Raw genomic sequence first — 24,045 nt, forward strand, 5'->3', positions numbered from 1 at the left:
AGGGATTGGCGGATGCGGGGTGGAGGCGCGGCGCTCGGCGTCCGTCCCGCGCTCGGCGTCCGCCCCGCCCGCTCACAAGCGGAGGCGCACCAGCTCGCGGGCCGTCTCGTCGTCGAGACCGGGCGGGGCGGGGGGCACGCCGCGTAGGGCGGCCGGCACCTCAGCGCGCCGGCCCTGCCGGTCGAGCGCCCGCGCGAGGCCGACGCGCGCGCCCACGGCGTCCGGGTGGCCGGGCGGGTAGGCCGCGTCGAACCGCCGGGCGGCCTCGCGGAAGGCGGCTTCGGCGTCGGCGTCGCGGCCGGCGTCGTGGTAGAGGGCGCCGAGGAGTGCCCAGTCGACGCCGACCTCGACGTGGTCGTCGCCCAGGCTGGCGCGGTCGCGGGCGAGAGCGTCCTGGTAGTACCGCTCGGCGTCGGCGTAGCGGCCGCCGTCGTGGTACGCCGACCCGATGTTGACGAGCGCGATGGCCACGTAGGGGTGACTGTCGCCGAGCGTCGTGCGCCATGTGCCGAGGGCTGCGCGGTACTCGCGGAGCGCGCCGTCCAGGTCGCCCTGCTCCTGGGCGAGCGCGCCCAGGTTGTTCCGCACGGCGGCCACGTCGTCATGAGCTTCGCCGTGGTGCGTCCGGTAGACGGCGAGCGCGCGTCGGTAGAGGGCCTCGGCCTGGGCGGGGCGGCCCCGATCCTGCTCAACGACGGCGAGGCTGTTGAGCGTGAGCGCCGTGTGGAGGTGGTCCGGCCCGAGCGCCTGCTCTTTGATGCGGAGCGCCTCGCGGAGCGCACGGGCGCCCTCGTCAGGGCGCCCGAGATCGGCCCGGAGCACGCCGACGTTGTGGAGGTCGGTCGAGAGGTGGGCCGAGTCGCCGTCTGTGCGGCGCGCGTCGAGGACGAGCGCGTAGAGGCTGTCCGACGCCGCGAGGTCGCCCTGGAGCCGGAGCACGTTGGCGAGCCCGCCCAGCGCGTGGAGCCGGTTCTCGGGCGGGGCGGCCGCGAACGCCCGCCGGTAGACGCGCTCCGCACCGTCGTAGTCGCCCCGGATCTTGAGCACGCTGGCGAGCCCCAGGTGGGCCTCGGTCCAGAGCGGGGTGCCGGTTGGGGCAAGCGCGCCGGCGGCCCGGTACAGCGAGTCGGCGCGGCCGAAGTCGCCCAGGTTCCGGTGGATCCGGGCCAGCGCCACCTGGAGCCGCCCCCGCTCGCGCGGGTGGTCGGCGAACGCCGCGCGGACCTGGGCCGTCCCCCGGTCGAGGAGGTCGTAGACCGTCGCCGTGTCGCCGCGGGCTTCGAGCGGGTCGCCCTCCTCGAACAGGCCGATCAGGAAGTCGACCGTGGCGTCGGACGCCGCCCGCTCGGCCTCGGCCTCGGCGCGGGCGCTCGACAGGCGGAGCGTGTAGCCGGTCACGAGGGCGGCTACGAGCACGACGCCCGCTGCAGTCGCCGCCACGCCCTGCCGGTGGCGGCGGACGAACGACCGAGCGCGGTAGCTGACCGAGTCGGGCCGGGCCTCGACGGGGAGCCCGGCGAGGTGGCGTTCGAGGTCGCGCGCGAGCGCGGCCGGTCCGTCGTACCGGCGCTCGGGCTCTTTGCGGAGCGCCTTGAGCACGATCCGGTCGAGGTCGCCGCGGAGCCGGCGCCGGAGCCGGGCGGGGTCCGTCGACCGCGCGGCGGCCCGGGCCTCCGCCCCACCCTCGGCCGTGGTCACCGACGGCTCGGGCGGGGTGGCCTCCAGGACGGCCCGCTCGACGGCCGCCCGGGTCCGGCCGTCGGCGGCGTAGGGGCGCCGGCCCGTGAGGAGCTCGTAGAGCAGGGCGCCCAGCCCGTAGACGTCGGTCGCCGTCGTGGCGTCCTCGCCGCGGACCTGCTCGGGCGCCGCGTACTGCGGCGTCATCACGCGCCGGTCGGCGGCGGTCACGGGCGCCGTGAACGGGGCGGCCTCGTCGAGCAGCTTGGCGATCCCGAAGTCGAGGAGCTTGACGCGCCCCGCCCCGCCCCCAGAGGTCTCGCTTGCCGCCCCGCCCCCAGAGGCCGCGCCTGCCGAGTCCGCGCCCGGGGTCTCCTCGACGAGCACGTTCGACGGCTTGATGTCGCGGTGGACGACCAGCATCCGGTGGGCGTAAGCGACGGCCTGGCAGACCTCGCCGAACAGGGCGAGGCGCTCGGCGACGCCGAGCTGCCGGCGGTCGCAGTAGTCCGTGATCGGCTCGCCGCGGACGTAGCCTAGCGCGAGGTAGGGGCGCCCGTCCGACGCCGTGCCGCCGTCGAGGAGACGGGCGATGGCGGGGTGATCGAGCCGGGCGAGCACGTGGCGCTCGGCCCGGAACCGGGCGACGAGGTCGGGCGCGAGCCCGGGCCGCACCAGCTTGACGGCGGCCTCGGCGCGGTAGGCCCCGTCGGCCCGCTCGGCCCGCCACACCTCGCCCATCCCGCCCTCGCCGACGCGCTCGACGAGCCGCCACGGGCCGGCCCGCTCCGGCGGCGGGAGGGACAGGCCGTCGCCGTAGACGGGCACGCCGTCGCCCGCGTCGCCGTCGAGGTCGAGCAGTCGCTCGACCTCGGCGCGGAGCGCGGGGTCGGGGCCGCCGTCGGGAGCGCGGACCTCGCGGTCGAGGTACGCGCTCCGATCTTGCACGTCGATGTCGGCGGCGGCGTCGAACAGGCGGGACACCCGTCGCCAGCGGTCGGGGGTCATGGGGCCACAGTCAATTGCTAGAGTGTAAGGCTTTGGCGGCCGGGTCCTCCCGTGCACGTCGCGGGCACCGCCCCGCCCCCTGGCGCGGAACGGAGGACCATGCGGGATCGAGCGACGTCGGCACCGGCCACGAGGCAAACACGGGAGCCAACTCCCGCACGCGCACGTCCCGTTCCAGACGCCGCCATTCAGAAGCTAGCCTGCACCCTCTGGCGTGGTCAAAAAAGAGCGCCCGTTTGCCCCAGTTCACGGCCATGTCGCCGGGCGGGGCGAGCGCTGGAAAAGCCGCACCGCCTCGCCAGGAACCGTCTCCGCCCCGCCCTACGCCAGCGTCGAGATCGCGTCGGGCGGGGCGGCCCCGAGCTCGCCGCGGAGCCACGCCCGCGCGCGGCGCCAGTCGCGCGTGACGGTCGCCTCGGAGACGCCGAGCGCGGCGGCCGTCTCGTCGATCGAGAGCCCGCCGAAGACGCGGGACTCGACGACGCGGGCCGCCCGCTCGTCGAGCGCCGCCAGCCGCCGGAGCGCGCCGTCGACCGTCAGGATTTCCTCGATCTGGGGCTCGGTGAGGAGCGCCTCGGGCGGGGCGGCGTCGAGCGAGGCCGCCACCAGGCCGCCGCCCCGCTTGAGCGCCCGCTGCGACTCGGCGTAGCTCACGAGCACCTGCCGCATGGCCCGGCTGGCGACGCCGAGAAAGTGGCCGTGGCCCTCGAACGGGTCGGCCCCGGCGACTTTGAGGTACGCCTCGTGGACGATCGCCGTCGTGTTCAGCGTGTGGTTCCCGTGCCACCGCGCCCGGTGCGCCTTGGCGAGCCGGCGGAGGTCGTCGTAGAGCCGCCGCGTGAGGACGTCCGGCGTGCGGTCGGCGGCGCGCGAGTCGGCGCGGAGGGCGATGACGAGGTCGCGGGCTGGAGCGTCGACGTCCAGAACGGCGGGTTCCATCGGGACAGGGGTGGAACGCTCCAAAGTAGGGGCGGGCATCGGCATTCGGCATCAGGTGACTCCGCAGCTGTGGGCTGCCTGGGCGGGGCGGGCACGGGGGAGCTTCGGCGCCTCTCCCTCCTCCTCCCACGCATTCTGGCCCGACGTCGTGTCACGGCCCGCCCCGCCCCGCCCTTACGTCTCGAGAATCCCTACTGCACGGGGAAGTCGAAGTACGTGCCCGGGTGCGGCTCGCCGCGGAGCGAGAAGTGCCACCACTCCTTGGAGTAATTCTGGAACCCGCGCCGGCCCATGGCCGCCCGGAGCCGGTCGCGGTTGCGGCGGGCCTCGGCCGAGAGGCCCGGGCTGTCGGTGGCGGCGAGCGGCGAGAGGCAGTCGTAGGCCGTCCCCATATCGAGGTCGCCCTCGTCGAGCCGCTCGCCCCACGCGCCGTCGCACCGGGGGAGCGGGTCGGGCGGGGCGGGGAACGACGTGCGCACGGCGTCCTCGGCCGGGAGGCGGACGACCGTGAGGTCGACGGTCGAGCCCCGGCTGTGGCCGCTCCGGGTCGAGATGTAGCCGCGCGCGAAGAGCCACCCCTTCGGCTCCGTCGGGTAGAACGCCTCCTTCATCGTCGTGTCGCGGAGGCCGGTCCACCGGGCAAAGTGGCGGACGGCCGTCTGGGGCCGGTAGCAGTCGTAGACCTTGAGCCCGAGGTCCTGCCGCGCGAGGTCGTCGGCGACGGCGGCGAGCGCGTCGGCGGCCTCGCTCGTCAGAATGCACTCGGGGGCGTCGTAGCCGTCGATCGGCTCGCCGACGAAGTTGAACGCCGTCGTGTACCGGATTTCCTGGGCCACGCTGGGCGCCACGTCGCGGAGGCGCACGAACCCGTCCGGCAGCGGCGGCCGGGCCGCCGTGTCACGCCGGGCCGTCCCCACGTCCGCCGCCCCGCCCCGCTTCGACTCCAGCGACACGAGGGCGACGTCCGCCTCGGGCGGGGTGGCCGCCGCCCCGCCCCCGTCGGCGGGCGGGGCGGGCGTGGGGCCGCACGCGGCGAGGAGCGCGACGAGGAGCGCGGCGAGCGGGGCGGGGCGGGCGCTCAGGGGCGGGGGCATCGGGACACCGGGCGGGGACGGCGGGTAAGCTATCGCTCCGAACGCTCCGCCCCGCCCGCCCATGCCCCTCCCCCTCCCCGAGTACGACGACCTCGACGCCACGGGCCTCGCCGCCCTGGCCCGCCGCGGCGACGTTTCGGCGGCCGAGCTCGCCGACGCCGCGCTCGCGCGGGCCGAGGCCCGTGACCTGGGCGCGTTCGCGCACCTCGATCCCGCCGCCGCCGTCCGCCGACGGGCGGAGGCCGCCCCGCCCGGGCCGTTCCAGGGCGTCCCGTTTGCCGTCAAGGACCTGGTACACCCGGTCGCCGGGATGCCGATGCGCGAGGGGTCCGACGCGCTCCGCCACCACGTGCCCACGACCGACGCCACGCTCGTCCAGCGCTACCGGGCGGCCGGGCTCGTGCTCCTGGGCAAGACCACGACGCCGGAGTTCGGGCTGATGGGCGTGACCGAGCCCGAGGCGTACGGCCCGACGCGGAACCCGTGGGCGCCGGACCGGACGCCCGGTGGATCGAGCGGGGGCGCCGCCGCCGCCGTCGCCGCGCGCGTGCTCCCGGCCGCCGACGCGTCCGACGGGGGCGGCTCGATCCGCATCCCCAGCGGGTACTCGGGGCTGTTCGGGCTCAAGCCCTCGCGCGGGCGCGTCCCCGACGGCCCGACCGTGGGCGAGGTGTGGCACGGGGCGAACGCGAGCCTCCCCGTCACGCGGACGGTCCGCGATGCGGCCGCTTTCCTCGACGCCGTCGCCGGCCCGTCCCCGGGCGACCCCGTCGCGCTCCCCCGCCCCGCCCGCCCGTTCGCCGACGCCGTCGGCGAGGACCCGGGGCGGCTCCGGGTCGGGTTTTCCGTGCGGTCGCCGCTGGGAACTGACGTCGACCCGGCGTGCGTCGAGGCCGTCGAGGACGCCGCGGCGCTCCTCGCCGAGCTCGGACACGACGTCGAGGAGGCCGCGCCCGAGGTCGACGGGCGCGCGCTCGCCCGGAGCTACTTCATGATGTACTTCGGGCAGGTCGCCGCCTCCGTCCGCCGCGCCGAGGCGATCGCGCCCGGCGCCCGGCGGCGCGTCGAGCCGGTCACGCGGCTCTTGGCCGAGGTTGGCGAGCGCGTCTCGGCCGCCGAGTACGCCGCGTCGCTCGACGGGTGGAACGTCTACGCCCGCGCCGTCGGCCGCTTCCACGAACGGTACGACCTCTACCTCACGCCGACGACGGCCGTGCTCGCGCCGCACGTCGGGGCGCAGGCGCCGACGGCCACCGAGCGCCTCCTCGCCGGGGCCGCGGCGCGGGCGCGGGCGGGGCGGCTCCTGCTCAAGAGCGGGTTCGTCGAGCAGCTCGTCATCGAGCGGCTCGCGGACACGCCGTTTACGCAGCTGGCCAACCTCGCGGGCCTCCCCGCCATGTCGGTCCCGCTCACTCAGACCGCCCCGCTCCCGGGCGCCCCGCGCGGGCTCCCGGTCGGCGTCCAGTTCGTGGGCCGCCCGGCGAGCGAGGCCGGGCTCCTCCGGCTCGCGGCCCAGCTCGAGGCCGCGCGCCCGTGGGCCGACCGCCGCCCCGCCCTCGTGGGCTGACGCCGCCCCGCCCGTCCCGTTACGCGGGGGCGGGGTGGGAGCGCAACGCACCGACGCGAGGTTGGCTCGGTCCGTGACGCGTGACGTTGCTTCTGGGGGCTCCCTCACGCACCACGAACCACGCGTCCGCTCACGCGCGGCCCCGCCTCGCGCGCCGCCCCGCCCCTCACGCGCGGCGCAGTCGTCGGGGGCGGGGCGGGGCGGCGCAGACCGTAGCTTCTGCGGCCCGCCACCCCGCCCCCTGGGACCGCCTCATGTCCACGCCCCTCGTTACGATCGCCGCCGTCGTCGTGCTCGGCATTGGCGCGCAGTGGGTCGCGTGGCGGACCCGGCTGCCGTCGATCCTCCTGCTCCTCGCCGCCGGCTTCCTGGCCGGGCCGGTCACCGGATTTCTGCCGCAGGAGGCGCTTCAGGGCGAGTGGCTGTTCCCGTTCGTCTCGCTGGCCGTCGGGATCATCCTGTTCGAGGGCGGGCTCACGCTCCGGTTCGACGAGTTCCGCGAGGTGGGCCGGTCGGTCATCAACCTCATCACGATCGGCGTGGGCGTGACGGGCGTGCTCGGCGCCGTCGGCGCCCACTACCTCGCTGGGTTCTCGTGGGAGGTGGCGATCGTGCTCGGCGCGCTCCTGACCGTCACCGGCCCGACGGTCGTGCTCCCGCTGCTCCGCCAGGTCCGCCCGGCGGGGCGCGTGGGGACGATCGCGAAGTGGGAGGGGATCACGATCGACCCCATCGGGGCCATCCTCGCCGTCCTCGTCTTGGAGACCGTCATCCTGCTCCGCGAGCCGGCCGAGGCCGTCGTGGGCGAGCACGCGAGCCCGTGGAGCGCGCTCGCGACCGGGATCGCTTACGAGGTCGTGGTCGGCGTGGGCGTGGCGGCGCTCTCGGCGGGCCTGCTCATCCTGCTCCTCCGCCGCCGCCTCGTGCCCGACTGGCTCCAGAACCCGGTGGCGCTCATGGTGGTCATCGCCGCGTTCGCGATCTCGAACGCGCTCCAGGAGGAGGCCGGGCTCCTCGAGGCGACGCTGCTGGGCATCTTCATGGCGAACCAGAAGTACGTCTCGGTCCGCCGGATCGTCGAGTTCAAGGAGGACCTCCGCGTGCTCCTCATCTCGCTCTTGTTCATCGTGCTCTCGGCCCGGCTCGACCCCTCGGCGTTCGAGGTCATGCTGGCGCCGGGGCCGCTCCTGTTCCTCGGCGCGCTCATGCTCGTCGTGCGCCCGCTCGCCGTCGTGCTCTCCAGCCTCGGCACCGGCCTGACGTGGAAGGAGCAGGCGTTCCTGTCGTGGCTGGCCCCGCGCGGGATCGTGGCGGCGGCGGTCGCGAGCCTGTTCGCGTTCCGGCTCGAGGAGTTCTTCCCCGAGGAGGCCGCCCTCATCGTCCCCGTCGTGTTCCTCATCATCGTGGGGACCGTCGCCGTCTACGGCCTGACGATCTCGCCGGTGGCGCGGGCGCTGGGGCTGGCGCTCCCGAACCCGCAGGGCATCCTGTTCGTGGGCGCCCAGCCGTGGGTTCGCCGCGTGGCCAAGGCGCTCCAGGACCTGGGCGTGCGGACGCTCCTTATCGACGCCAACGCGCGGAACGTGCGGCTCGCGGTCCGGGCGGGGCTCCCGGCCAAGCGGGCCAACGTACTCGCCGAGGGCGTCATCGACGACCTCGACCTGAGCGGGCTCGGGCGGCTCCTGGCCGTCACCCCGAACGATGAGGTCAACTCGCTGGCGGCCCTCCACTTTGGCGAGGTGTTCGAGTCCAACGAGGTGTTCCAGATCCCGGTCCGCTCCGACGGCCCGCAGAGCGCGGCCACCGAGATCCCGCGCCACCTCCGCGGGCGCCCGCTGTTCTCGACCGACGCGACCTACACGTCGCTCGACGAGCGGTTCGACGCGGGCGCCGAGATCCGCGTGCTCCGGCTCGCCGACGGCGGGGCGGGGTGGCTCCGCGAGGCGTCGGACGACGGGGCGTTCACGCCGCTGTTCGTGGTCCGCGGCGAGAAGGTCCGGGTCTACGCCGAGGACGCCGACATCACGCCGCAGCCGGGCGACGCGCTCGTGGCGCTCGTCGACCCCGACCCGGAGTCGGAGGCCCTGTGGCGCGACGCCATGGACGGCGCCGACCTCCACACGCCGGCCGCGGACGACCGGACGCCGTCGAACGCGGCGACCCCGCCGCCCGTCGCCCCGCCCGGCAACGGCCAGTCCGGCGCGCCGGCCACCCCGCCCCGAGCGTAGGCGGCGAGCAGCGGGCGGGGCGGTCGTTGGGCCGCCCCGCCCGACGACGGGCATCCGTAGGGATACGACGCGTCGTGTCCAATGTGGGCGGACCACCTATCGGGCGGGGCGGTCTTCGACAGCGCCGCCCCGCCCCGCGCTGCCCGACGACATCCCCGCCCCGCCCGGCGGTGGGCGGGGCGGCCGCATCGCCCGGCACCCCGCCCCGCCCGGCGCGTCCAACGCGCTCCCCCACCCCGCCCCGCCCGTGCGCATCGCCCTCTGCCAGATCAATCCGACCGTCGGCGACCTCGCCGGGAACGTCCGGCGCGTGCTCCGCGACGCCCGGCGCGCGGCCGAGGCCGGGGCCGAGCTCGCCGTCTTCCCCGAGCTGTGCGTGACGGGGTACCCGCCGCAGGACCTCCTCGACCGGCCGGCGTTCCTGGACGACGTGGACGGCGCCGTCACCCTGCTCGCGCGCGAGGCGCCGGACGGGCTCGCGCTCCTCGTCGGCGCGCCGGTGCGGAACGAGACTCCCGTCGGGAAGCGGCTGTTCAACTCGGCCCTGCTCCTCGCGGGCGGGGCGGTGCAGGACGCCGTCTCGAAGACGCTGCTCCCGACGTACGACGTGTTCGACGAGGTCCGCTACTTCGAGCCGTGCCCCGAGCGCCGCGTGATCGAGCACGGCGGCGTGCGGCTGGGGGTCCACCTGTGCGAGGACATGTGGAACCACTCCGGCGGAGCCGACGGGGAGCAGGTGCCCTACCACCTCTACGCCGCCGACCCCATCGCCGAGCTGGCCGCGCTCGGCGTGGACCTGTTCGTGAACCTCTCGGCGAGCCCCTACGCGGCGGGCAAGCCGGCCGAGCGGCGGCAGATCATCCGCGAGAGCTGCCGCGAGCACGGCGTCCCGTTCGTCTACGTGAACCAGGTCGGCGCCAACACCGAGCTGATCTTCGACGGCGGCAGCCAGGTGCAGTCGGCCGCGGGCGGGGTGCTGTGGCACGCGCCGCTCTTCGAGGAGGCCTTCCACGTGTGGGACACCGAGGCGCCGGGCGGGGCGGTGGAGGTGCCCGTTGAAAGCCGTGAGGCCGGCGGAGCCAACACGGTGGCCGAAGTCCACGACGCGCTCGTGCTCGGCGTCCGTGACTACGTGGCCAAGACGGGGCCGGGCGTGTTCGACAAGGCGCTCGTCGGGCTCTCGGGCGGGATCGACTCGGCGGTCACGTGCGCGATCGCCGTCGCGGCGCTCGGCGCCGACCGCGTGGTGGGCGTGACGATGCCCTCGGCGTACTCGTCGTCGGGCTCGGTCGACGACAGCCGGGCGCTGGCCGAGAACCTGGGCATCGCGTTCCACGAGGTCCCGATCCGCCCCGCCGTCGACGCCTTCGGCGCGATGCTCGCCCCGCTCTTCGAGGGGACCGAGGACGGCGTGGCCGAGGAGAACGTGCAGGCCCGGGCGCGGGGCGTCACGCTCATGGCGATCTCGAACAAGTTCGACCACCTCCTGCTCACGACCGGCAACAAGTCCGAGGTGGCCGTCGGCTACTCGACGCTCTACGGCGACATGGCGGGCGGGCTGGCCGTCCTCGCCGACGTGTTCAAGACCGACGTGTACCGGCTCGCCGAGCACGTCAACGCGCGGGCGGGGCGGGACGTGATCCCGCGGAGCACGATTACAAAGCCGCCGTCGGCCGAGCTCCGCCCGGGGCAGACGGACCAGGACTCGCTGCCGCCGTACGACGTGCTCGACGCGGTCCTCGTCCGCTACGTCGAGGGGCACGCCTCGCCCGCAGCGATCGCGGCCGAGACCGGCTTCGATCGGGCGCTCGTGGACCGCGTCGCGCGCCTGGTGGACCGGAGCGAGTACAAGCGGCGGCAGGCGGCGCCGGGGCTCCGCGTGAGCCCGAAGGCGTTCGGGAGCGGGCGGCGCCTCCCCATCGTCATGCAGCGCACGCGCGTGACGGAGCGGGGCGCGGCGGAGCGCGTCGAGGGCGCCCCGGCGGCGGTGGGCGTCGACGCCTAGCCGCCCCGCCCCAAACGAGGCGGTGCCGCCGGAGCCCGCCGCCCCGCCCGACCCATGACCACGACCGACACCGACATGGACCTCTTCAACATTACCCGGCTCGACCACGTCGCCTCGTGGTGGGTCCGCCTCCAGCGCGATGGCGAGAAGATCGACCGGCGGTTCCGCGACCGTGACCACGGCGGCACGGACGGGGCGCTCGCGGCGGCCCAGGCGTGGCGTGAGGCTCAGATCGAACGGCTCGGCCCCACCCCGCCCTCCAAAGCGTCGCACATGCTCACGCCCGAGGCGCGGCGCCGGAACCGGCGGGCCGTGACCCAGACCGGCGTGACCGGCATCGGCGTGACGGTCAAGGAGTTCTCGGCCTCGAGCGTCCCCTACGTCACCGCGTACTGGATCGACGGGGCGGGGCGGCGCCGGCAGACGTCGTTCTCGGCCGGCCGCCACGGCGTCGACGGCGCGCTCCGCCTAGCCGCAAAGGCCCGGGCGCAGACGACGGAGTGGCACGGCGAGCCGGCCCGGACGGCGGACGAGCTCTACGAGGCCGCCGAGGCCCGCGTCCGCGAGCTGGTCGAGGCGGCGTAGGGCAAAGTCAAAGGGCGGGGCGGGGCGGCCCGCCTCACACCGTCTCCGGCGCCCGCCGGCGGACGGCGAGCAGGACGGCCGCGACGGCGAGCGCCGGTCCCCACACCCACAGGACCTCGCTCGCCAGCACCTCCAGACCGCGCGCGCTGACGAACCCGTCGATCCCGATCGGCGACACCTCGATGGGACGCCACGGGAAGAACAGCCGGTCGTTCGAGAACGGGGCCAGCAGGGCCACGCCGTGCCCGCCGTCCGTCAGCATGTCGAGGAGGCCGTGCGAGGCCGTCGCGGCGAAAAAGTAGGCGCCCAACGCCGCCCGGTGAGCCGACCGGCGGAAGAACACGGCGACGACCACGGCGGCGAGGATCGCCGCGAACACGAGGGAGTGCGAAAACCCGCGGTGGCCGAGCGGGTGCTCGTACGGGATGCCGAGCCGGAAGGCGAGCACGTCCAGGTCTGGGACGACCCCGCAGGCGGCGCCGAGCGCCCATAGCCGGAGCGGGCGGACGGTCCGCTGGACGGACGGGCCGAGCGCGAGCGCGGCGACAGCGTGGGTAAAAACGGTGGGCACGGCGTCGGAGGGGGAGCCCCAAAAGTACGGATCGGGCGGGGCGGCTGAGCCCGGCAATCGCGCCCCGCCCCGCCCGTTGGGACCGCCTGCACCGCTCCGTTTGTGTTGCCCGCCCCGCCCGTGCGCCTCGTTGTCGTCCTGCTCGTCGTGTCGGCCCTCGTTGGAGCCGCCCCGCCGGCGCTCGCACAGGGCGAAGCGCCCGCGCCGGGCGGGGCGGGCGACCCCGTCCTCTTCGTCCACGGCCTGTCCTACTCCGACCTCGCGTGGCGCGACGTGGCGACGGCGCTCGCGGCCGACGGCTACGGCCTCCCCTACACGATCCACGCCGACCTCAACGCGAGCGAGCGGACGGACGCGGCGAGCGACGTCGTCGTATCCGAGATCGTCCCCACGCGGCGCCGGCCCGACCGGACGCCGGTCGCGGTCGGGGGCGGGGCGGCGGAGCGCGTCGACTCGCGCCTGTTCTTCGTCAACTTCGAGGCCGTCGCCGACACGGCCGCCGGCACGCTCGCGCCGTACGCGCGGCGCGGGGCGGGGCGGTCCGAGAGCAACGAGTCGGGCGTGGTCAAGCAGGGGGCGGCGCTCGGGCGGGCCGTCCGCGCGGTGCTCGCCGCCACGGGCGCCGAGCGCGTCGTGCTCGTCGGGCAGTCGATGGGCGGGCTCGCCGTCCGCGAGTACCTCCAGCGCCGCGACGCCGACGGCCGCCCACGGTGGTGGGCCGAGCCCGACCGGCCGGACGGCCACCGCGTCTCGGCGGCCGTGACGTATGGGACGCCGCACCAGGGGAGCAACCTCGGCGCCGGGCTCTGCGACGGCGAGGGCGGCGGCTCGCTCCTCAGCGTGCTGACCGAGGCGTTCGCCGGCGCGCGCACCGAGGCCATCCGCGACCTCCGCGCCGTCTACCCGTGCTCGGCGCTCGGCGCCGGCCGCTACCTCTACGGCGGCGACGAGGCCGACACGGACGAGTTCGAGGACTTCGACGTCGACGCCGACGGCGCCGTGGGCGGGGCGGTCGTCGGGATCAACGCGGGCGACCCGGGCCTGCCGTACGCCGTCGACAACCCGGCCATGCCGCTCCCGCCGGACGTCGAGTACGTCTACGTCGTGGGCAGCGTGTTCGGGCTGGGCACGGACCTCGTGGTCGAGGCCTCGCGGCAGGTCCTCCAGCGCCGCGACGGCGCCCGCCCCGCCCTCGCGCCCGAGGGCGCCCGCCGCGTGGTGACGGGCCGGCCGCACCTCCAGCAGACGCGCGACGTCCAGACGATCCGCGAGGTGCTGGCGTCGCTGGGCGGCTGAGGGCGGGGCGGCGCGCCTCCAGAACCGCCCCGCTCCGGCCGCCCCGCCCCGCTCAGGCGTCGCCGAAGACCTCGGCGAACTCCGCCCGCTGCGCCTCCCCGCCCAGCATCAGGAGCTCCGCGCCCGGCGCGAGCACGGTGTCGGCCGAGAGGTCCGTCGCGGCCTCGTCGCCGTGGTGAAGCGCGATCACGCTCAGCCCCGTCCGCGCCCCGATCTCCGTCTGGGCCAGCGTCTTGCCGCGGAGCGACCGGGGCACCGGGACCGAGAACAGGTCGACGTCCTCGCCCAGCACCACGAGCTCGCGGCCCTTGAGCACCGAGAGGACGGCGCGGGTCCCCAGCGTCGCGTAGCTGAGCACGAAGTCGGCCCCGGCCCGGTGGATGGACTCGAGGTTCCGGTCGTACGTGATCCGGCTGACGATGCGGAGGTCCGGGTTCAGCTTCCGGCAGTACGACGCGAGGTAGATGTTCATCGCGTCGTCGTTGGTCGTGAGCAGGACCGACGGGGCCTCCAGGATGCCGGCCTCGCAGAGCCGGTCGTAGTCGGCCGCGTCGCCGGCGACGACGCGGCCGCACTCGGGCGCCAGCCGCGCGCACAGCTCGGGCTCGCGCTCGACGAGGTTGACCGGCACCCCGCGCCGCCGGAGCGACCGGACCGCCGCCGCCCCGACGCGGCCCCCGCCGATGACGACGACGGGGTTCGGGTTCACGCTGTAGATGACGAGGAGGTCGTCGAGGGCCTCGAACTGGGCCTCGGTCCCGATCACGGCCAGCACGCTCGCGTCCGTGAGCGGCGTCTCGGGCCGGGCGGGGTGGAGGTGCCCGCGCTCCCAGACCCCGACGATGCTCACGCCCGAGACCTCGCGGAGCCGGGTCTCCCGGACCGTCCGGTTCGCGAGCGGCGTCCGGTGGACCGGGAGCTCGGCGACGAGGAGGTCCTCGTAGTGGCCGATGGGGTGCGACCGGGCGTGGAGCGCGTTGACCCGGCTCGCGAGCTGCTCGCCCAGCCACTGCTTGAGCGGGAGGACGTGCGTGGCCCCGCTCAGTTCGAGCACGTCGACCGACTCCTGCGCGCTCGCGATCGCGACGACCGGCTCGTCGGGGGCCACTTCCCGGACCGTCAGGATGATGTTCGTGTTGACGGTGTCCTCGCGGTTGGCGAGGACGAGGCGGGCGCGGTCGAGCGCGAGCGCCTCGTACGTCGCCCGGCTGTCCACCCCGCCCGCGACCACGGAGACCCCGTCGAGGTAGAGCTCGGCGGCCGTCGTCGGGTCCTCTTCGAGGACGACGTACGGGACGCCCTCGCCCTCCAGCCGCCGGATGAGCCCAGGCGTGATGGAGTCGTAGGCGCAGATCACGACGTGCCCTGCCAGCCCCGGCGGCACGCGGCGCGGCGCCCGCATCTGGACCTGCGACTCCAGCCACGGCGCGTAGAAAAAGCGGATGAACGCGAACGGGAGGACGATGAGCAGCAGCAGGATCCCCGAGACGAGCACGAGGATGCTGAACAGGCGCCCCAGGTCGCTCTCGAACGTGATGTCGCCGAACCCGAGCGTGCTCATCACGGTCAGCGTCCAGTAAAACCCCGTGACCCACGAGTGCTCCTCGCCCTCGTGGAGCATGACGAAGTGGAACGTGATGGCGAAGACCACAACGACGGCGGCCACGAACGCGACCACCTTCATCAGCGACCGGACGTTGCGGCGGACCGACGTGTCGCGGAGGAAGTAGGAGAGGTGGGCGCCGACGGTCTTCATGCGTACCGGCTCGGGGGCTGCGGTGGGGCCGCCCCGCCCGGATCGGGCGGGGCGGGAAACGGCGGGTCGCCCCGGTGACAGGGCGCGCCACCCCGCCCGAGGGCGGCCGGGGGCGGGGCGGCTAGGGCGCGGCCGGGGCGGGGCGGTACGCGTCGGCGAGCGCGCGGATGCCGGCGGCCTCGCCGATGACCGTCAGCCGGTCGCCCGCTTCGAGGACCGTCGAGCCGCCGGGGACGGCGATCTGGCCCTCGCGGTGGACGAGCGCGACGAGCACGCCCGGCGGCAACGTCACGTCCTTTAGCGCCCGCCCGACGAGCTCGGCCGTCGGCCCTGCGGGGTCGACGGTGAGGCCGAGGTAGCGGTCGTTCTGGATGAGGACCTCCTTCAGGTCCTGCTCGGTCGCCGCGCGGCGCCACTCGCGCAGGAACGGCTCCTCGTCGATCCGGCTCGCGATGTTAGCGAGTGTTCGGAGGTGGCGGCCCGGGGGCTCCTCGGGGCTCAGCAGGAAGAACGCAGCGTAGACCCGCTCGTCGGCGTCGGGCCGCGCGTCGCCCGTCGTGTCGACGGACACGACGAGCCCGGGCCGGCTCCGCACCATGACCAGCTCGGGCCGGTCGACCTCGGGGAGCCGGAGGTGCGGGAGCGCCGCCCCGCCCGAGACCGGCGTCGAGCCCGTGCGCGAGCCGTCGAGGAAGCCCTGCACGATCCGGGCCGGCGAGAGCCGCGCGCGGTCGGCCAGGAGGACCGCCGCGTCGTGGGCCACGTCCTCGAACGACCGCTCCTCGTCGAGGTCGACGACGGCCGCGCGCGTGACGAGGTGCTCGAACGGGGTCTCGTCGGCCAGCCCCTTCTCCTTCAGGATCGTGCGGAGCTCGCCGTCGAGCCCCTCGTAGCGGCGCTGCCCGAGCCGCGCGAACAGGTGGTAGATGGCCCCCTCGCGCACGACCTCGGCGTTCGGACGGACGTACCGGACGTACCACGCGATGCCCACGAGCACGACGGCCAGCGACAGCTCGATCGCGAGCAGCCCCAGCTCGGCAATGAGGAAGATCGGGGCCACGACCCCCACGATCTGGACGTAGGGGTAGAGCGGGCTCCGGTAGCCCGGCACGTAGCTCGGGATCCGCGACTCCCGCATCACGATCACGGCCACGTTGAGGAGCCCGAAGACGAGAAGCTGGAAGGCGCTCGCGAGCTTGGCGATCCCCTCGACGTCGAGGGCCACGATGACGAAGATCATGAGCACCGACGTGAGTACGATGGCGGGGACCGGCGTCCCGAACCGCCCGAGCGTGGCCAGCCGCGGCGTGACGAGGTGGTCGCGGGCCATCGCGAGCGGGTACCGGCTGGCCGCGAGGATGCCCGCGTTCCCGGTCGAGGCGAACGCCGCGATCGCGGCGATCACGATCAAGAGGAGCCCCCAGCGACCGGGGAGCCAGTCGAAAAAGGCCTCGGCCGCCGTCGCGACGGGCGTTAGGTCGCTCCTGAGCTCGGACGGCTCGAGGACGGCGATCATGATGAACACGCCGACGCAGTAGATGGCCGTCGCCGTCGCGAGCGAGAGGAACATCCCGAGCGGGAGGTTCCGGTCGGGGTCCTGGACCTCCTCGGCGACCGACGCCACCTTCGTGAGCCCGGCGTACGACACGAACACGAGCCCGATCGTCGCGAGCAGCCCCTCGGCCCCGAACGGGAGGAACGGCGTGAACTGCCGCGACACCTCCGCCCCGCCCAGATCCACGACCGCGCCGATCCCCTGGACCACGAAGAACGAGAGGACCACGACGAGGATGGTCACGAAGACGCGCTGGAGCCCGCTGGTCTCTTTGGCCCCGAAGATGTTGAGGAGCGCGAACGCGACCGTCAGCCCCACGGCGAGCGCCTTGATGGGGATGTCCTCGACGAAAAAGACGAGGTAGGCCCCCATGCCGACGAGCGCGAACGCGCTCTTGAGGATGAGCGCGAGCCACGTCCCCAGCCCGCCGACGGTCCCGGCGAGCGGCCCCAGGCTCCGGTCGAGGAAGTAGTACGCCCCGCCCGCGCGCGGCATAGCCGTCGACAGCTCGGCGACGGAGAACATGGCGGGCAGGATGAGGACCCCGGCCAGGAAGTACGCGAGCACCGTCGCCGGTCCGGCCTTGGCCGTCGCGAGTCCGGGGAGCAGGAAGAACCCGGAGCTGAACATGGCCCCGGTGCTGATCGCGTAGACGTCGAACAGCGTGAGCGTCTTTTTGAGGCGGGCGGGCTCCGTGGACACAGGGGCGGGGTGGGCGAAGGCCGAACATACGGGATGGCCCGCCCGCCGCCCCGCCCCGGATCGCGCGGGCGGGGCGGGCGCCGAGGGCGGGGCGGAGCCGAGGGCGGGGCGGGCGCAGGCAACCACCCCGCCCGTGTTCAGCGGCTCCGGGCGGGGCGGTGCTGTGGGCGGGGCCAGTTCCCCTCCTGGACAGGAGGGGCTAGGGGTGGTGGACCGGGCGAGCGCCCGGCCCTACGCCAGCCCAGGCGTATCGTCGTGGGAGACGCCAACCACGGCACCCAATGGAGCGACAGCACAACAGGCCACGGCTAAAACCTGTCCGCCAGGATCTCCGAAACCATGCGACGCCTGCCGAACGAGCTCTGTGGCAGATGATTAAGGGGCGGCAACTGGAAGGGCGCAAGTTCCGTCGCCAGCACAGCGTCGGACGTTACGTGCTGGACTTCTACTGCCCTGCCGAGGGCCTCGCCGTCGAACTGGACGGAGCTGTTCACGCCGACCCTGCCCGCGCGGAACATGACGCAGCACGCCAGCGGGCGCTGGAAGCGTGGGGTATGCGCGCCCTCCGGTTCGAGAACCACAAAATCCTCCAGACGCCTGACGCTGTGCTGGAAGCGATCGCCGAGGCATTTTCTCCTGGTGGTGCTCGCCCGGTCCACCACCCCTAGCCCCTCCTGTCCAGGAGGGGAACTGAGCCGCCGCCCCGCCCCGCCCGCAGCGGGTACGAACGGGCGAGGCGGCGCGTACACTCCGGCATGCCCATCGACGCCGCCCGCCTGGAGGACTTTGCCGCCGCCGTCCGCCCCCGGATCGCGGGCAGCCTCCGTCTCGACGCCCTCAGCCGAGCGCTCTACGCCACCGACGCCTCGCTCTACCGCGAGCCCCCGCTCGGCGTCCTCGTGCCCCGCCACGCCGACGACGTCCAGGCGGCGCTGGAGGAGGCGGGGCGGTTCGGAGTCCCGGTCGTCGCGCGCGGGTCGGGCTCCAGCCTCGCCGGGAGCGCCGTCTCGGCCGGGCTCGTGGTCGACACGACCAAGCACCTCCGCGAGATCGTGGCGCTCGACGCCGAGGCGCGGACGGCGACCGTCCAGCCGGGCGTGGTCCTGGACGACCTCAACGCGGCGGCGCGCGCGCACGGCCTCCAGGTCGGGCCGGACCCGGCGTCGTCGAACCGGGCCACGATCGGCGGCATGCTGGGCACGAACGCGACCGGCACGCACTCCATCCAGTACGGCTCGGTCGTGGACTGGACCGAGTCGGCGCGGGCGCTCCTGGCCGACGGCACGCCGGTCTCGTTCGCCCCGCTCTCGCCCGAGGCGTGGGCGGCGAAAATGCGCGCGGGCGGGGCGGAGGGCGAGGTGTACCGGCGCCTCGACGCGCTCCTGAAGGTCCACGAGCAGGCCGTCCGCCGCGACACGCCGGAGCACTGGCGCCGCGCCGGCGGCTACCGCCTGGAGCGGATGTTCGAGGCGCCCGAAGTCGACCGCGGGCCGGGGCGACCGTGGAACGGCACGCGCAACGTCGCCGCCCTCCTCGCCGGCAGCGAGGGGACGCTCGGGATCGCAACCGAGATCACGCTGGGGCTCGTCGAGCGGCCGACGCACGCGGTCCTGGGCGTCGTCCACTACGCCACGCGGCGCGAGGCGCTCGAAGCCGTCGAGGGCATTTTGGAGACCGGCCCCACGGCCGTCGAGCTGTTCGACCGGATCGCGCTGGAGCGGGCGCTGAACGTGACCGAGTACGCCCCGAAGCTCCACTTCGTCCAGCGGAACGCGGACGGGAGCCTGCCGGCGGCGCTCCTCATCGTCGAGTACAGCGGCGGCTCGGATGCCGAGACGCGCGACGGGCTCGACCGCCTGCGCCGGCACTTGGGGGGCGGGGCGGTGATCACCGAGGCCTTGGAGGACGCGCACATGGCCGACGTCTACGCCGTGCGCAAGGTGGGGCTGGGGCTGGCGATGAGCGCGCGGCTGCCGGTCCAGGCCGCGGCGATCGTCGAGGACGCGGCCGTCCCGGTCCGCCACCTGCCGGCCTACATCCGCGAGATGGAAGAGGCCATGTCGGCCGAGAACGTCGACGCGGTCGTCTACGCGCACGCGAGCGCCGGCTGCCTCCACGTGCGCCCGTTCCTGGACCTCCGCCGCCCCGCCCAGGTCGAGGCGCTGGAGGCGATCGCGCGGGCGTCGATGACGCTCGCCAAAAAGTACGGCGGCGTCATCGCGTCGGAGCACGGCGACGGCCGCGCGCGCGGCGCGCTCGCCGAGGACTTCTACACGCCGGCCCTCTACGCGGCCTACCAGGCGACCAAGCGCGCGTTCGACCCCGACGGCCGCCTCAACCCGGGCAAGATCGTCGACGTGCCACCGCTGACCGAGGCGCTGCGGATGGGGCCGGACTACCACCCCGCCCGCGTCGAGACCGGCCTCGCGTTCCACGACCCGCGCGGCGTCGACGCCGGGTTCGCGTCGGCCGTCGAGGCGTGCAACGGGTCGGCCGTGTGCCGGAAGATCGGGGCGGGGACGATGTGCCCGCCGTTCATGGTCACGCGCGAGGAGAAGGACTCGACGCGCGGCCGCGCGAACGCCTTGCGCGAAGCGCTGACCGGCGACCTCGGCCGCCTGACCGGCCCCGAGGTCGCCGAGGCGCTCGACCTGTGCGTGTCGTGCAAGGCGTGCAAGTCCGAGTGCCCGGCGTCGGTGGACATGGCGGCGCTGAAGACGGCGTGGCAAGAGCAGAAGTGGAAGGAAGAGCGGCCCGGCGCGCGGACGCGCCTGTTCGCGCACCTCCCCGTCCTCGCGCGGCGCCTGGCCGGCCCGCTCGCGCACGTCGTCAACCGCGCGAACGCGAGCCCGCTGGCCCGCCCCGCCCTCGACCGGCTCGGGATCGCGCGCGAGCGGCCGCTGCCGTCGTTCGCCACGCGCCCGTTCTCGGCCGCGCGCGACCGCCCCGCCCCCGACGGCTCGCTCGGAGCGGACCCCGACGCCCCGCGCGTGGCCCTCTACGTCGACACGTTCGGGCGCTTCCAGGAGCCCGAGATCCCGCGCGCCGCGCTCCGCGTGCTCCAGGCCGCCGGCGCGCGCGTCGAGGTGCCGGCCTACCGCTGCTGCGGGCGGACGTACCTGTCGAAGGGGTTCGTCCCGCACGCGACGCGCCTCGCCCGGCGCCTGGTCGAGACCTACGCGCCCTACGCCGAGGGCGGGGTGGCGATCGTCGGCCTGGAGCCGTCGTGCGTCCTGACGCTCCGCGACGAGATCCCGCGGCTCCTCCAAGACGACCCGCGCGCCGCCGCCGTGGCAGCCGCGGCCATGACCTTCGAGGAGTGGTGCGCGGCGCACGCCGACCGCCTCGGCGCGCTCGACTGGCAGACGGCGGGCGGGGCGGCCGACGCGGCGCTCGTCCACGGCCACTGCCACCAGAAGGCGCTCTCGTCGATGGGCGCGAGCCGCGCGTGCCTCGGCGCCGCCGGCCTCGCCGTGACCGAGAGCGGGGCGGGGTGCTGCGGCGTTGCGGGCGCCTTCGGCTACGAGGCCGAGCACTACGCCGTCTCCGTCGCGATCGCCGAGGACCGGCTGGCCCCGGCCGTCCGCGCCGCCCCGCCCGAGGGCGTGGTCGTCGCGGCGGGGACGAGCTGCCGCGAGCAGATCGAGCACACCACGGGCCGCCGGGCGCTCCACCCCGCCCAGGCGCTCGCGGCGCGGCTGTAGGGCGGGGCGGCCTCGTAGCCGCGCCACCCCGCCCCGCTCAGTAGAGGAACGTGGTGAAGCCGGCCGAGAGGCCGTAGGTCGAGGAGTTGTCGTCGAACTCGAAGTCGAACGTCCGGTAGAACGCCTGGGCACGGAGGGCCACGTTCCGGGCGACGGGGATCGAGACGCCGGCGCCCAGACCGCCGCCGACGTTGAAGTTGCTATTCGTCCCGCCGCCGAGGCCGATCTCGGGAGCAAAGCTGATGCCCTCCGTCGTCACGCTCGACCGTTGGTAGGCCAGCGACACATCGGCCTCGACGAACGGGCGGATGCCGGGGCGCCCGCCCCCGACGTAGTAGGTCACGCTCGGGCCGACACCGAGCACGGTCGACGAGAACGTGGACTCCTGGAAGCCAGAGACGGTGTAGAAGGAGGACTCGGACCGTAGGTAGCTGAGCTGGAGGTCGACGCCCAGCGCGAGCCCGTCGGCCACGAACAGGCCGACGCGCGGGGCGACGGAGGCCGTGGTAAAGTCCCCCTGCCGCGCGAGCGACGCGGACCCGCCGAGCAGGCGGACGCCCCTCGCGGTCTGCGTCCACGTGGCCGGGTCGTCGGGGGCGGGGCGGGCGTCCGTCTGGGCGAGCGCGGGGGCGGCGAGGCCGAGGGCCAGGACCAGGGCGGGGAGGCGCATGGGAGCAGGGCGGGGTAGAAGAGTCGCCAAGCTCTGGCCGCCCCGCCCACGTCCGCCGCCCCCAACGACGTGCCCTGGCGGCGCCGACGCCGCATGGTGTCCGGCAGGGGACTCCTCCCCCGCCCCGCCCCCCGCCCCGCTCCACCCCGCCCCACGGACTCGGCCGACCCCGGCCGAGACCCGTCTGCCGAGCCGGAGACCGACGGAGACATGACGGCTTGGTGAATCCGCCGCGTTGAGCGCAGCCCGTCGGCGGTCGATACGTCTACGGGCACGCTCGCCCCCCCGCCCCGCCTCCATGTCCGCTCCGCGTCCCCCCGCCCCGCCCACCGAACCCATCGCCTGGAAGCAGGTGGCGTCGCTCGCGCTCATCGTCGCCGGCGTGTGGGCGCCGCTCGCGCTCGCGCTGCTCCTGGCGTAGAGGCCTGGTCGGGGGGATCAGCGCGCGGGCGGGGCGGTAGGGGACGCCCCTCACCACCCCGCCCTCTGGGTCCGCTCTGCTATGCCCGCTCGCCTCGGCCACCTCCGCCTCGACGTCAACGACCTCGACCGACAGACCGCGTTCTACACCGAAGCCTTGGGGCTCACGGTCCGCGAGCGGACGTCCGACGACGAGAGCCACTACGCCTTCCTCACAGACGACCAGCCGATTCCGGGCGGGGCGGACGACGGGATGCACCACCGGCTCGTCCTCCGCCAGTCGCGCGACGCGTCGAAGCAGACCCTCGGCGAGACCACGCGGCTCGACCACTTCGCGTGGGAGGTCGACGACGAGGCCGAGCTACTAACGTTCGTCGAGCGGCTCCGCGCGATGGGCGTGGAGACGGACCTCCAGGAGGCGCAGATCGCGTGGCAGTGCTACGTCCACGACCCCGAGGGCGTCAAGCTGGAGGTCTACTGCGACCGCCGCGCGCGGCCGGACGGGGCGCCGCTCTGGAAGGGCCGGCAGGAAGACCTGTCTGAGGACCGGCTGCGCGAAGCGGCGGCGCGGTAACACTGACGGCGCGGGCGGGGCGGCTCGCTGCCCGAACGCCGCGTAGAAATCCGTCCGCCCCGCCCGAGCAGGGCGGGTTGCCGTCGCTCCACCCCGCCCGCCCCGTTTCACCGTTGGGAGCGGGGCGGCTCCAGCAGGCGGGGCGGAGCGATCTTCCCCGCCCCCCTTACCGCCCCGCCCCGGGGCCTGCCCGTGTCCCGGTCCAGCGGCCTGCTCCTCCACGTCACGTCCCTGCCGTCGCCCTACGGCGTGGGCGACGTGGGTGACGGCGCGGCCCGGTTCGTCGACGCGCTCGCGGCGGCCGGCCAGCGCGTGTGGCAGGTGCTCCCGCTCGTGCCGCCCGGCGACGGCGACTCGCCCTACGCGAGCCCGTCGACGTTCGCGCTCAGCCCGCTCCTCATCAGCCCCGAGCGGCTGCGCGACGACGGGCTGCTCACGGACGCCGACCTGGCCGCCCCGCCCTCGCTCCCCGACGACCGGGTCGACTTTGCCGCCGCCCGCCAGTACAAAGAGGCGCTGCTCGCGTCGGCCTACGAGCGGTTCCAGGACGGGGCGGGCGGGGCGGCGCTGCGCGGCGCGTTCGAGGACTACGCCGAGCGCGAGGCGGCGTGGCTGGAGGACTACGCCCTGTTCGTGGCGATCAAGGCCGACCAGGGCGGGGCGGCGTGGACCGAGTGGCCCGCTGCCCTCGCGCACCGCGACGAGCGCGCGCTCGCCGAGGCCCGACGCCAGCACGCCGAGGCCGTCGACCGCGAGCGGTTCGACCAGTTCGTCGCCGAGCGCCAGTGGGCGGCCCTCCGCGAGCGGTGCCGGGCGGCCGGCGTCGAGGTCCTGGGCGACCTGCCGATCTACGTCGCCCTCGACAGCGCCGACGTGTGGGCTGACCGCGACCTTTTCGATCTGGACGAGGCGGGGCGGCCCCGCGAGGTCGCCGGCGTGCCGCCCGACTACTTTTCGGCGACGGGCCAGCGCTGGGGGAACCCGCTCTACCGCTGGGACCGGATGGCCGAGAACGGCTACCGCTGGTGGCGCCGGCGGCTTCGCCGGACACTCGCGCTCGTCGACCGCGTCCGCCTCGACCACTTCCGCGCGTTCGAGGCGTACTGGGCGATCCCCGCGAGCGAGGAAACGGCGGTCGAGGGGCGCTGGGTCGAGGGGCCGGGGAGCGCCCTTCTCGACGCGCTCGAAGCCGACGCCGGCCGCCCGCTCCCGATCGTGGCCGAGGACCTCGGCCTCATCACCGACGGCGTCCGCGACCTCATCGCGCGGCACGAATTGCCGGGCATGGCCGTGCTCCAGTTCGCGTTCGGCGGCGACGCGCAGAACGCGTACCTCCCCCACAACCACCGCCGCCGCCAGGTGGTCTACACCGGGACCCACGACAACGACACGACGGCGGGGTGGTGGGCGGCCGCCCCGCCCGAGGTCCGCGCCCACGTCGAGCGCTACCTCGGCCCGAGCGCCGAGTCTGTTCCGCGCCGCCTCGTGCGGGCCGCGTGGGCGTCGGTTGCCGACCTCGCCGTGGTTCCGGTCCAGGACATGCTCGGCTTGGGTTCGGACGCCCGGATGAACACACCGGGCGAGGCCGCGGGCAACTGGGCGTGGCGCCTCACGAGCGACCAGCTCGACGCGCTCCCGACCGAGTGGCTCCGCAACCTGACCGAGACGACGGGGCGGGGTGAGGGCGACGAGTG

The 24,045-nt window shown here is 74.9% G+C and carries 17 protein-coding genes; 10 read left to right on the plus strand and 7 right to left on the minus strand.

Annotated features, from left to right (window positions below; translation table 11 throughout):
• Window positions 1–72 precede the first annotated feature (72 nt).
• From RM540_RS08740 to RM540_RS08750, 3 genes are all read right to left on the minus strand, one after another.
• Window positions 73–2,685, minus strand: a complete 2,613-nt coding sequence (locus RM540_RS08740; protein ID WP_311663178.1) for a serine/threonine-protein kinase — start codon at window positions 2,683–2,685, stop codon at window positions 73–75.
• 321 nt (window positions 2,686–3,006) lie between these two features.
• Entirely contained in the window at window positions 3,007–3,624 is a 618-nt protein-coding gene (locus RM540_RS08745) for an ECF-type sigma factor (RefSeq protein ID WP_311663180.1), read from the minus strand.
• A gap of 191 nt (window positions 3,625–3,815) precedes the next feature.
• Window positions 3,816–4,718, minus strand: coding sequence for a M15 family metallopeptidase (locus tag RM540_RS08750; protein ID WP_311663182.1), 903 nt, complete (start codon window positions 4,716–4,718; stop codon window positions 3,816–3,818).
• 61 nt (window positions 4,719–4,779) lie between these two features.
• Between RM540_RS08750 and RM540_RS08755 the strand changes: the two genes are divergently transcribed.
• The 4 genes from RM540_RS08755 to RM540_RS08770 all read left to right on the plus strand — a co-directional run bounded on the left by RM540_RS08755 (window position 4,780) and on the right by RM540_RS08770 (window position 11,103).
• On the plus strand, window positions 4,780–6,285 hold the full coding sequence (locus tag RM540_RS08755) for an amidase (protein ID WP_311663184.1): 1,506 nt from the start codon (window positions 4,780–4,782) through the stop codon (window positions 6,283–6,285).
• A 254-nt stretch (window positions 6,286–6,539) separates the two neighbouring features.
• Window positions 6,540–8,513 (plus strand): cation:proton antiporter, encoded by a 1,974-nt coding sequence (locus RM540_RS08760; protein WP_311663186.1) that lies wholly within the window; start codon window positions 6,540–6,542, stop codon window positions 8,511–8,513.
• Between the two features lie 247 nt (window positions 8,514–8,760).
• Complete coding sequence (locus RM540_RS08765; protein WP_311663188.1) at window positions 8,761–10,518, plus strand: NAD+ synthase; 1,758 nt, start codon at window positions 8,761–8,763, stop codon at window positions 10,516–10,518.
• A 54-nt stretch (window positions 10,519–10,572) separates the two neighbouring features.
• On the plus strand, window positions 10,573–11,103 hold the full coding sequence (locus tag RM540_RS08770; protein WP_311663191.1) for a hypothetical protein: 531 nt from the start codon (window positions 10,573–10,575) through the stop codon (window positions 11,101–11,103).
• Between the two features lie 34 nt (window positions 11,104–11,137).
• Here RM540_RS08770 and RM540_RS08775 read toward each other — a convergent pair whose 3' ends face one another.
• Entirely contained in the window at window positions 11,138–11,674 is a 537-nt protein-coding gene (locus tag RM540_RS08775; RefSeq protein WP_311663194.1) for a metal-dependent hydrolase, read from the minus strand.
• A gap of 120 nt (window positions 11,675–11,794) precedes the next feature.
• On the opposite strand from RM540_RS08775, the gene RM540_RS08780 reads away from it, so the two are divergent.
• A complete protein-coding gene (locus RM540_RS08780) occupies window positions 11,795–12,970 on the plus strand; it encodes an esterase/lipase family protein (protein WP_311663196.1) in 1,176 nt (391 codons plus the stop codon).
• A gap of 52 nt (window positions 12,971–13,022) precedes the next feature.
• Here RM540_RS08780 and RM540_RS08785 read toward each other — a convergent pair whose 3' ends face one another.
• Together RM540_RS08785 and RM540_RS08790 are read right to left on the minus strand one after the other, a co-directional pair.
• The gene (locus RM540_RS08785) at window positions 13,023–14,726 is read right to left on the minus strand and encodes a potassium channel family protein (RefSeq protein WP_311663198.1); all 1,704 of its coding nucleotides are present in this window, start codon (window positions 14,724–14,726) and stop codon (window positions 13,023–13,025) included.
• A gap of 121 nt (window positions 14,727–14,847) precedes the next feature.
• A complete protein-coding gene (locus tag RM540_RS08790; protein ID WP_311663199.1) occupies window positions 14,848–16,983 on the minus strand; it encodes an amino acid permease in 2,136 nt (711 codons plus the stop codon).
• 281 nt (window positions 16,984–17,264) lie between these two features.
• Here RM540_RS08790 and RM540_RS08795 point away from each other — a divergent pair, with 281 nt between their 5' ends.
• A complete protein-coding gene (locus tag RM540_RS08795; RefSeq protein ID WP_311663201.1) occupies window positions 17,265–17,651 on the plus strand; it encodes an endonuclease domain-containing protein in 387 nt (128 codons plus the stop codon).
• An 87-nt stretch (window positions 17,652–17,738) separates the two neighbouring features.
• Window positions 17,739–20,687: an FAD-binding and (Fe-S)-binding domain-containing protein gene (locus tag RM540_RS08800; protein WP_311663203.1), complete on the plus strand. Its 2,949-nt coding sequence runs from the start codon at window positions 17,739–17,741 to the stop codon at window positions 20,685–20,687.
• Window positions 20,688–20,724: 37 nt separating this feature from the next.
• Here the strand turns inward: RM540_RS08800 and RM540_RS08805 are convergent, their stop codons facing one another.
• Window positions 20,725–21,357 carry an outer membrane protein gene (locus tag RM540_RS08805; protein ID WP_311663206.1) on the minus strand — a complete coding sequence of 211 codons (633 nt, stop codon included), beginning with the start codon at window positions 21,355–21,357 and terminating at the stop codon, window positions 20,725–20,727.
• 298 nt (window positions 21,358–21,655) lie between these two features.
• On the opposite strand from RM540_RS08805, the gene RM540_RS08810 reads away from it, so the two are divergent.
• The 3 genes from RM540_RS08810 to malQ form a co-directional block, all read left to right on the plus strand.
• Window positions 21,656–21,778 (plus strand): hypothetical protein, encoded by a 123-nt coding sequence (locus tag RM540_RS08810; protein WP_311663208.1) that lies wholly within the window; start codon window positions 21,656–21,658, stop codon window positions 21,776–21,778.
• 81 nt (window positions 21,779–21,859) lie between these two features.
• Window positions 21,860–22,351, plus strand: coding sequence for a VOC family protein (locus RM540_RS08815; protein WP_311663210.1), 492 nt, complete (start codon window positions 21,860–21,862; stop codon window positions 22,349–22,351).
• 186 nt (window positions 22,352–22,537) lie between these two features.
• The coding region (gene malQ, locus RM540_RS08820) for a 4-alpha-glucanotransferase (RefSeq protein ID WP_432280808.1) at window positions 22,538–24,045 on the plus strand (1,508 nt) is incomplete at its 3' end.

The sequence above is a fragment of the Rubrivirga litoralis genome (assembly GCF_031846415.1).
GTDB classification, from domain to species: Bacteria; Bacteroidota; Rhodothermia; order Rhodothermales; family Rubricoccaceae; genus Rubrivirga; species Rubrivirga litoralis.

Bases quoted from the DNA above. Each gene is read 5' to 3' on its own strand.
- RM540_RS08800 (WP_311663203.1), top strand. From the start codon at position 17,739: ATGCCCATCGACGCCGCCCGCCTGGAGGACTTTGCCGCCGCCGTCCGC.
- RM540_RS08770 (WP_311663191.1), top strand. From the start codon at position 10,573: ATGACCACGACCGACACCGACATGGACCTCTTCAACATTACCCGGCTC.
- RM540_RS08750 (WP_311663182.1), bottom strand. From the start codon at position 4,718: ATGCCCCCGCCCCTGAGCGCCCGCCCCGCCCCGCTCGCCGCGCTCCTC.
- RM540_RS08745 (WP_311663180.1), bottom strand. From the start codon at position 3,624: ATGGAACCCGCCGTTCTGGACGTCGACGCTCCAGCCCGCGACCTCGTC.
- RM540_RS08805 (WP_311663206.1), bottom strand. From the start codon at position 21,357: ATGCGCCTCCCCGCCCTGGTCCTGGCCCTCGGCCTCGCCGCCCCCGCG.
- RM540_RS08785 (WP_311663198.1), bottom strand. From the start codon at position 14,726: ATGAAGACCGTCGGCGCCCACCTCTCCTACTTCCTCCGCGACACGTCG.
- RM540_RS08810 (WP_311663208.1), top strand. From the start codon at position 21,656: ATGTCCGCTCCGCGTCCCCCCGCCCCGCCCACCGAACCCATCGCCTGG.
- RM540_RS08755 (WP_311663184.1), top strand. From the start codon at position 4,780: ATGCCCCTCCCCCTCCCCGAGTACGACGACCTCGACGCCACGGGCCTC.
- RM540_RS08795 (WP_311663201.1), top strand. From the start codon at position 17,265: ATGGAGCGACAGCACAACAGGCCACGGCTAAAACCTGTCCGCCAGGAT.
- RM540_RS08760 (WP_311663186.1), top strand. From the start codon at position 6,540: ATGTCCACGCCCCTCGTTACGATCGCCGCCGTCGTCGTGCTCGGCATT.
- RM540_RS08740 (WP_311663178.1), bottom strand. From the start codon at position 2,685: ATGACCCCCGACCGCTGGCGACGGGTGTCCCGCCTGTTCGACGCCGCC.
- RM540_RS08815 (WP_311663210.1), top strand. From the start codon at position 21,860: ATGCCCGCTCGCCTCGGCCACCTCCGCCTCGACGTCAACGACCTCGAC.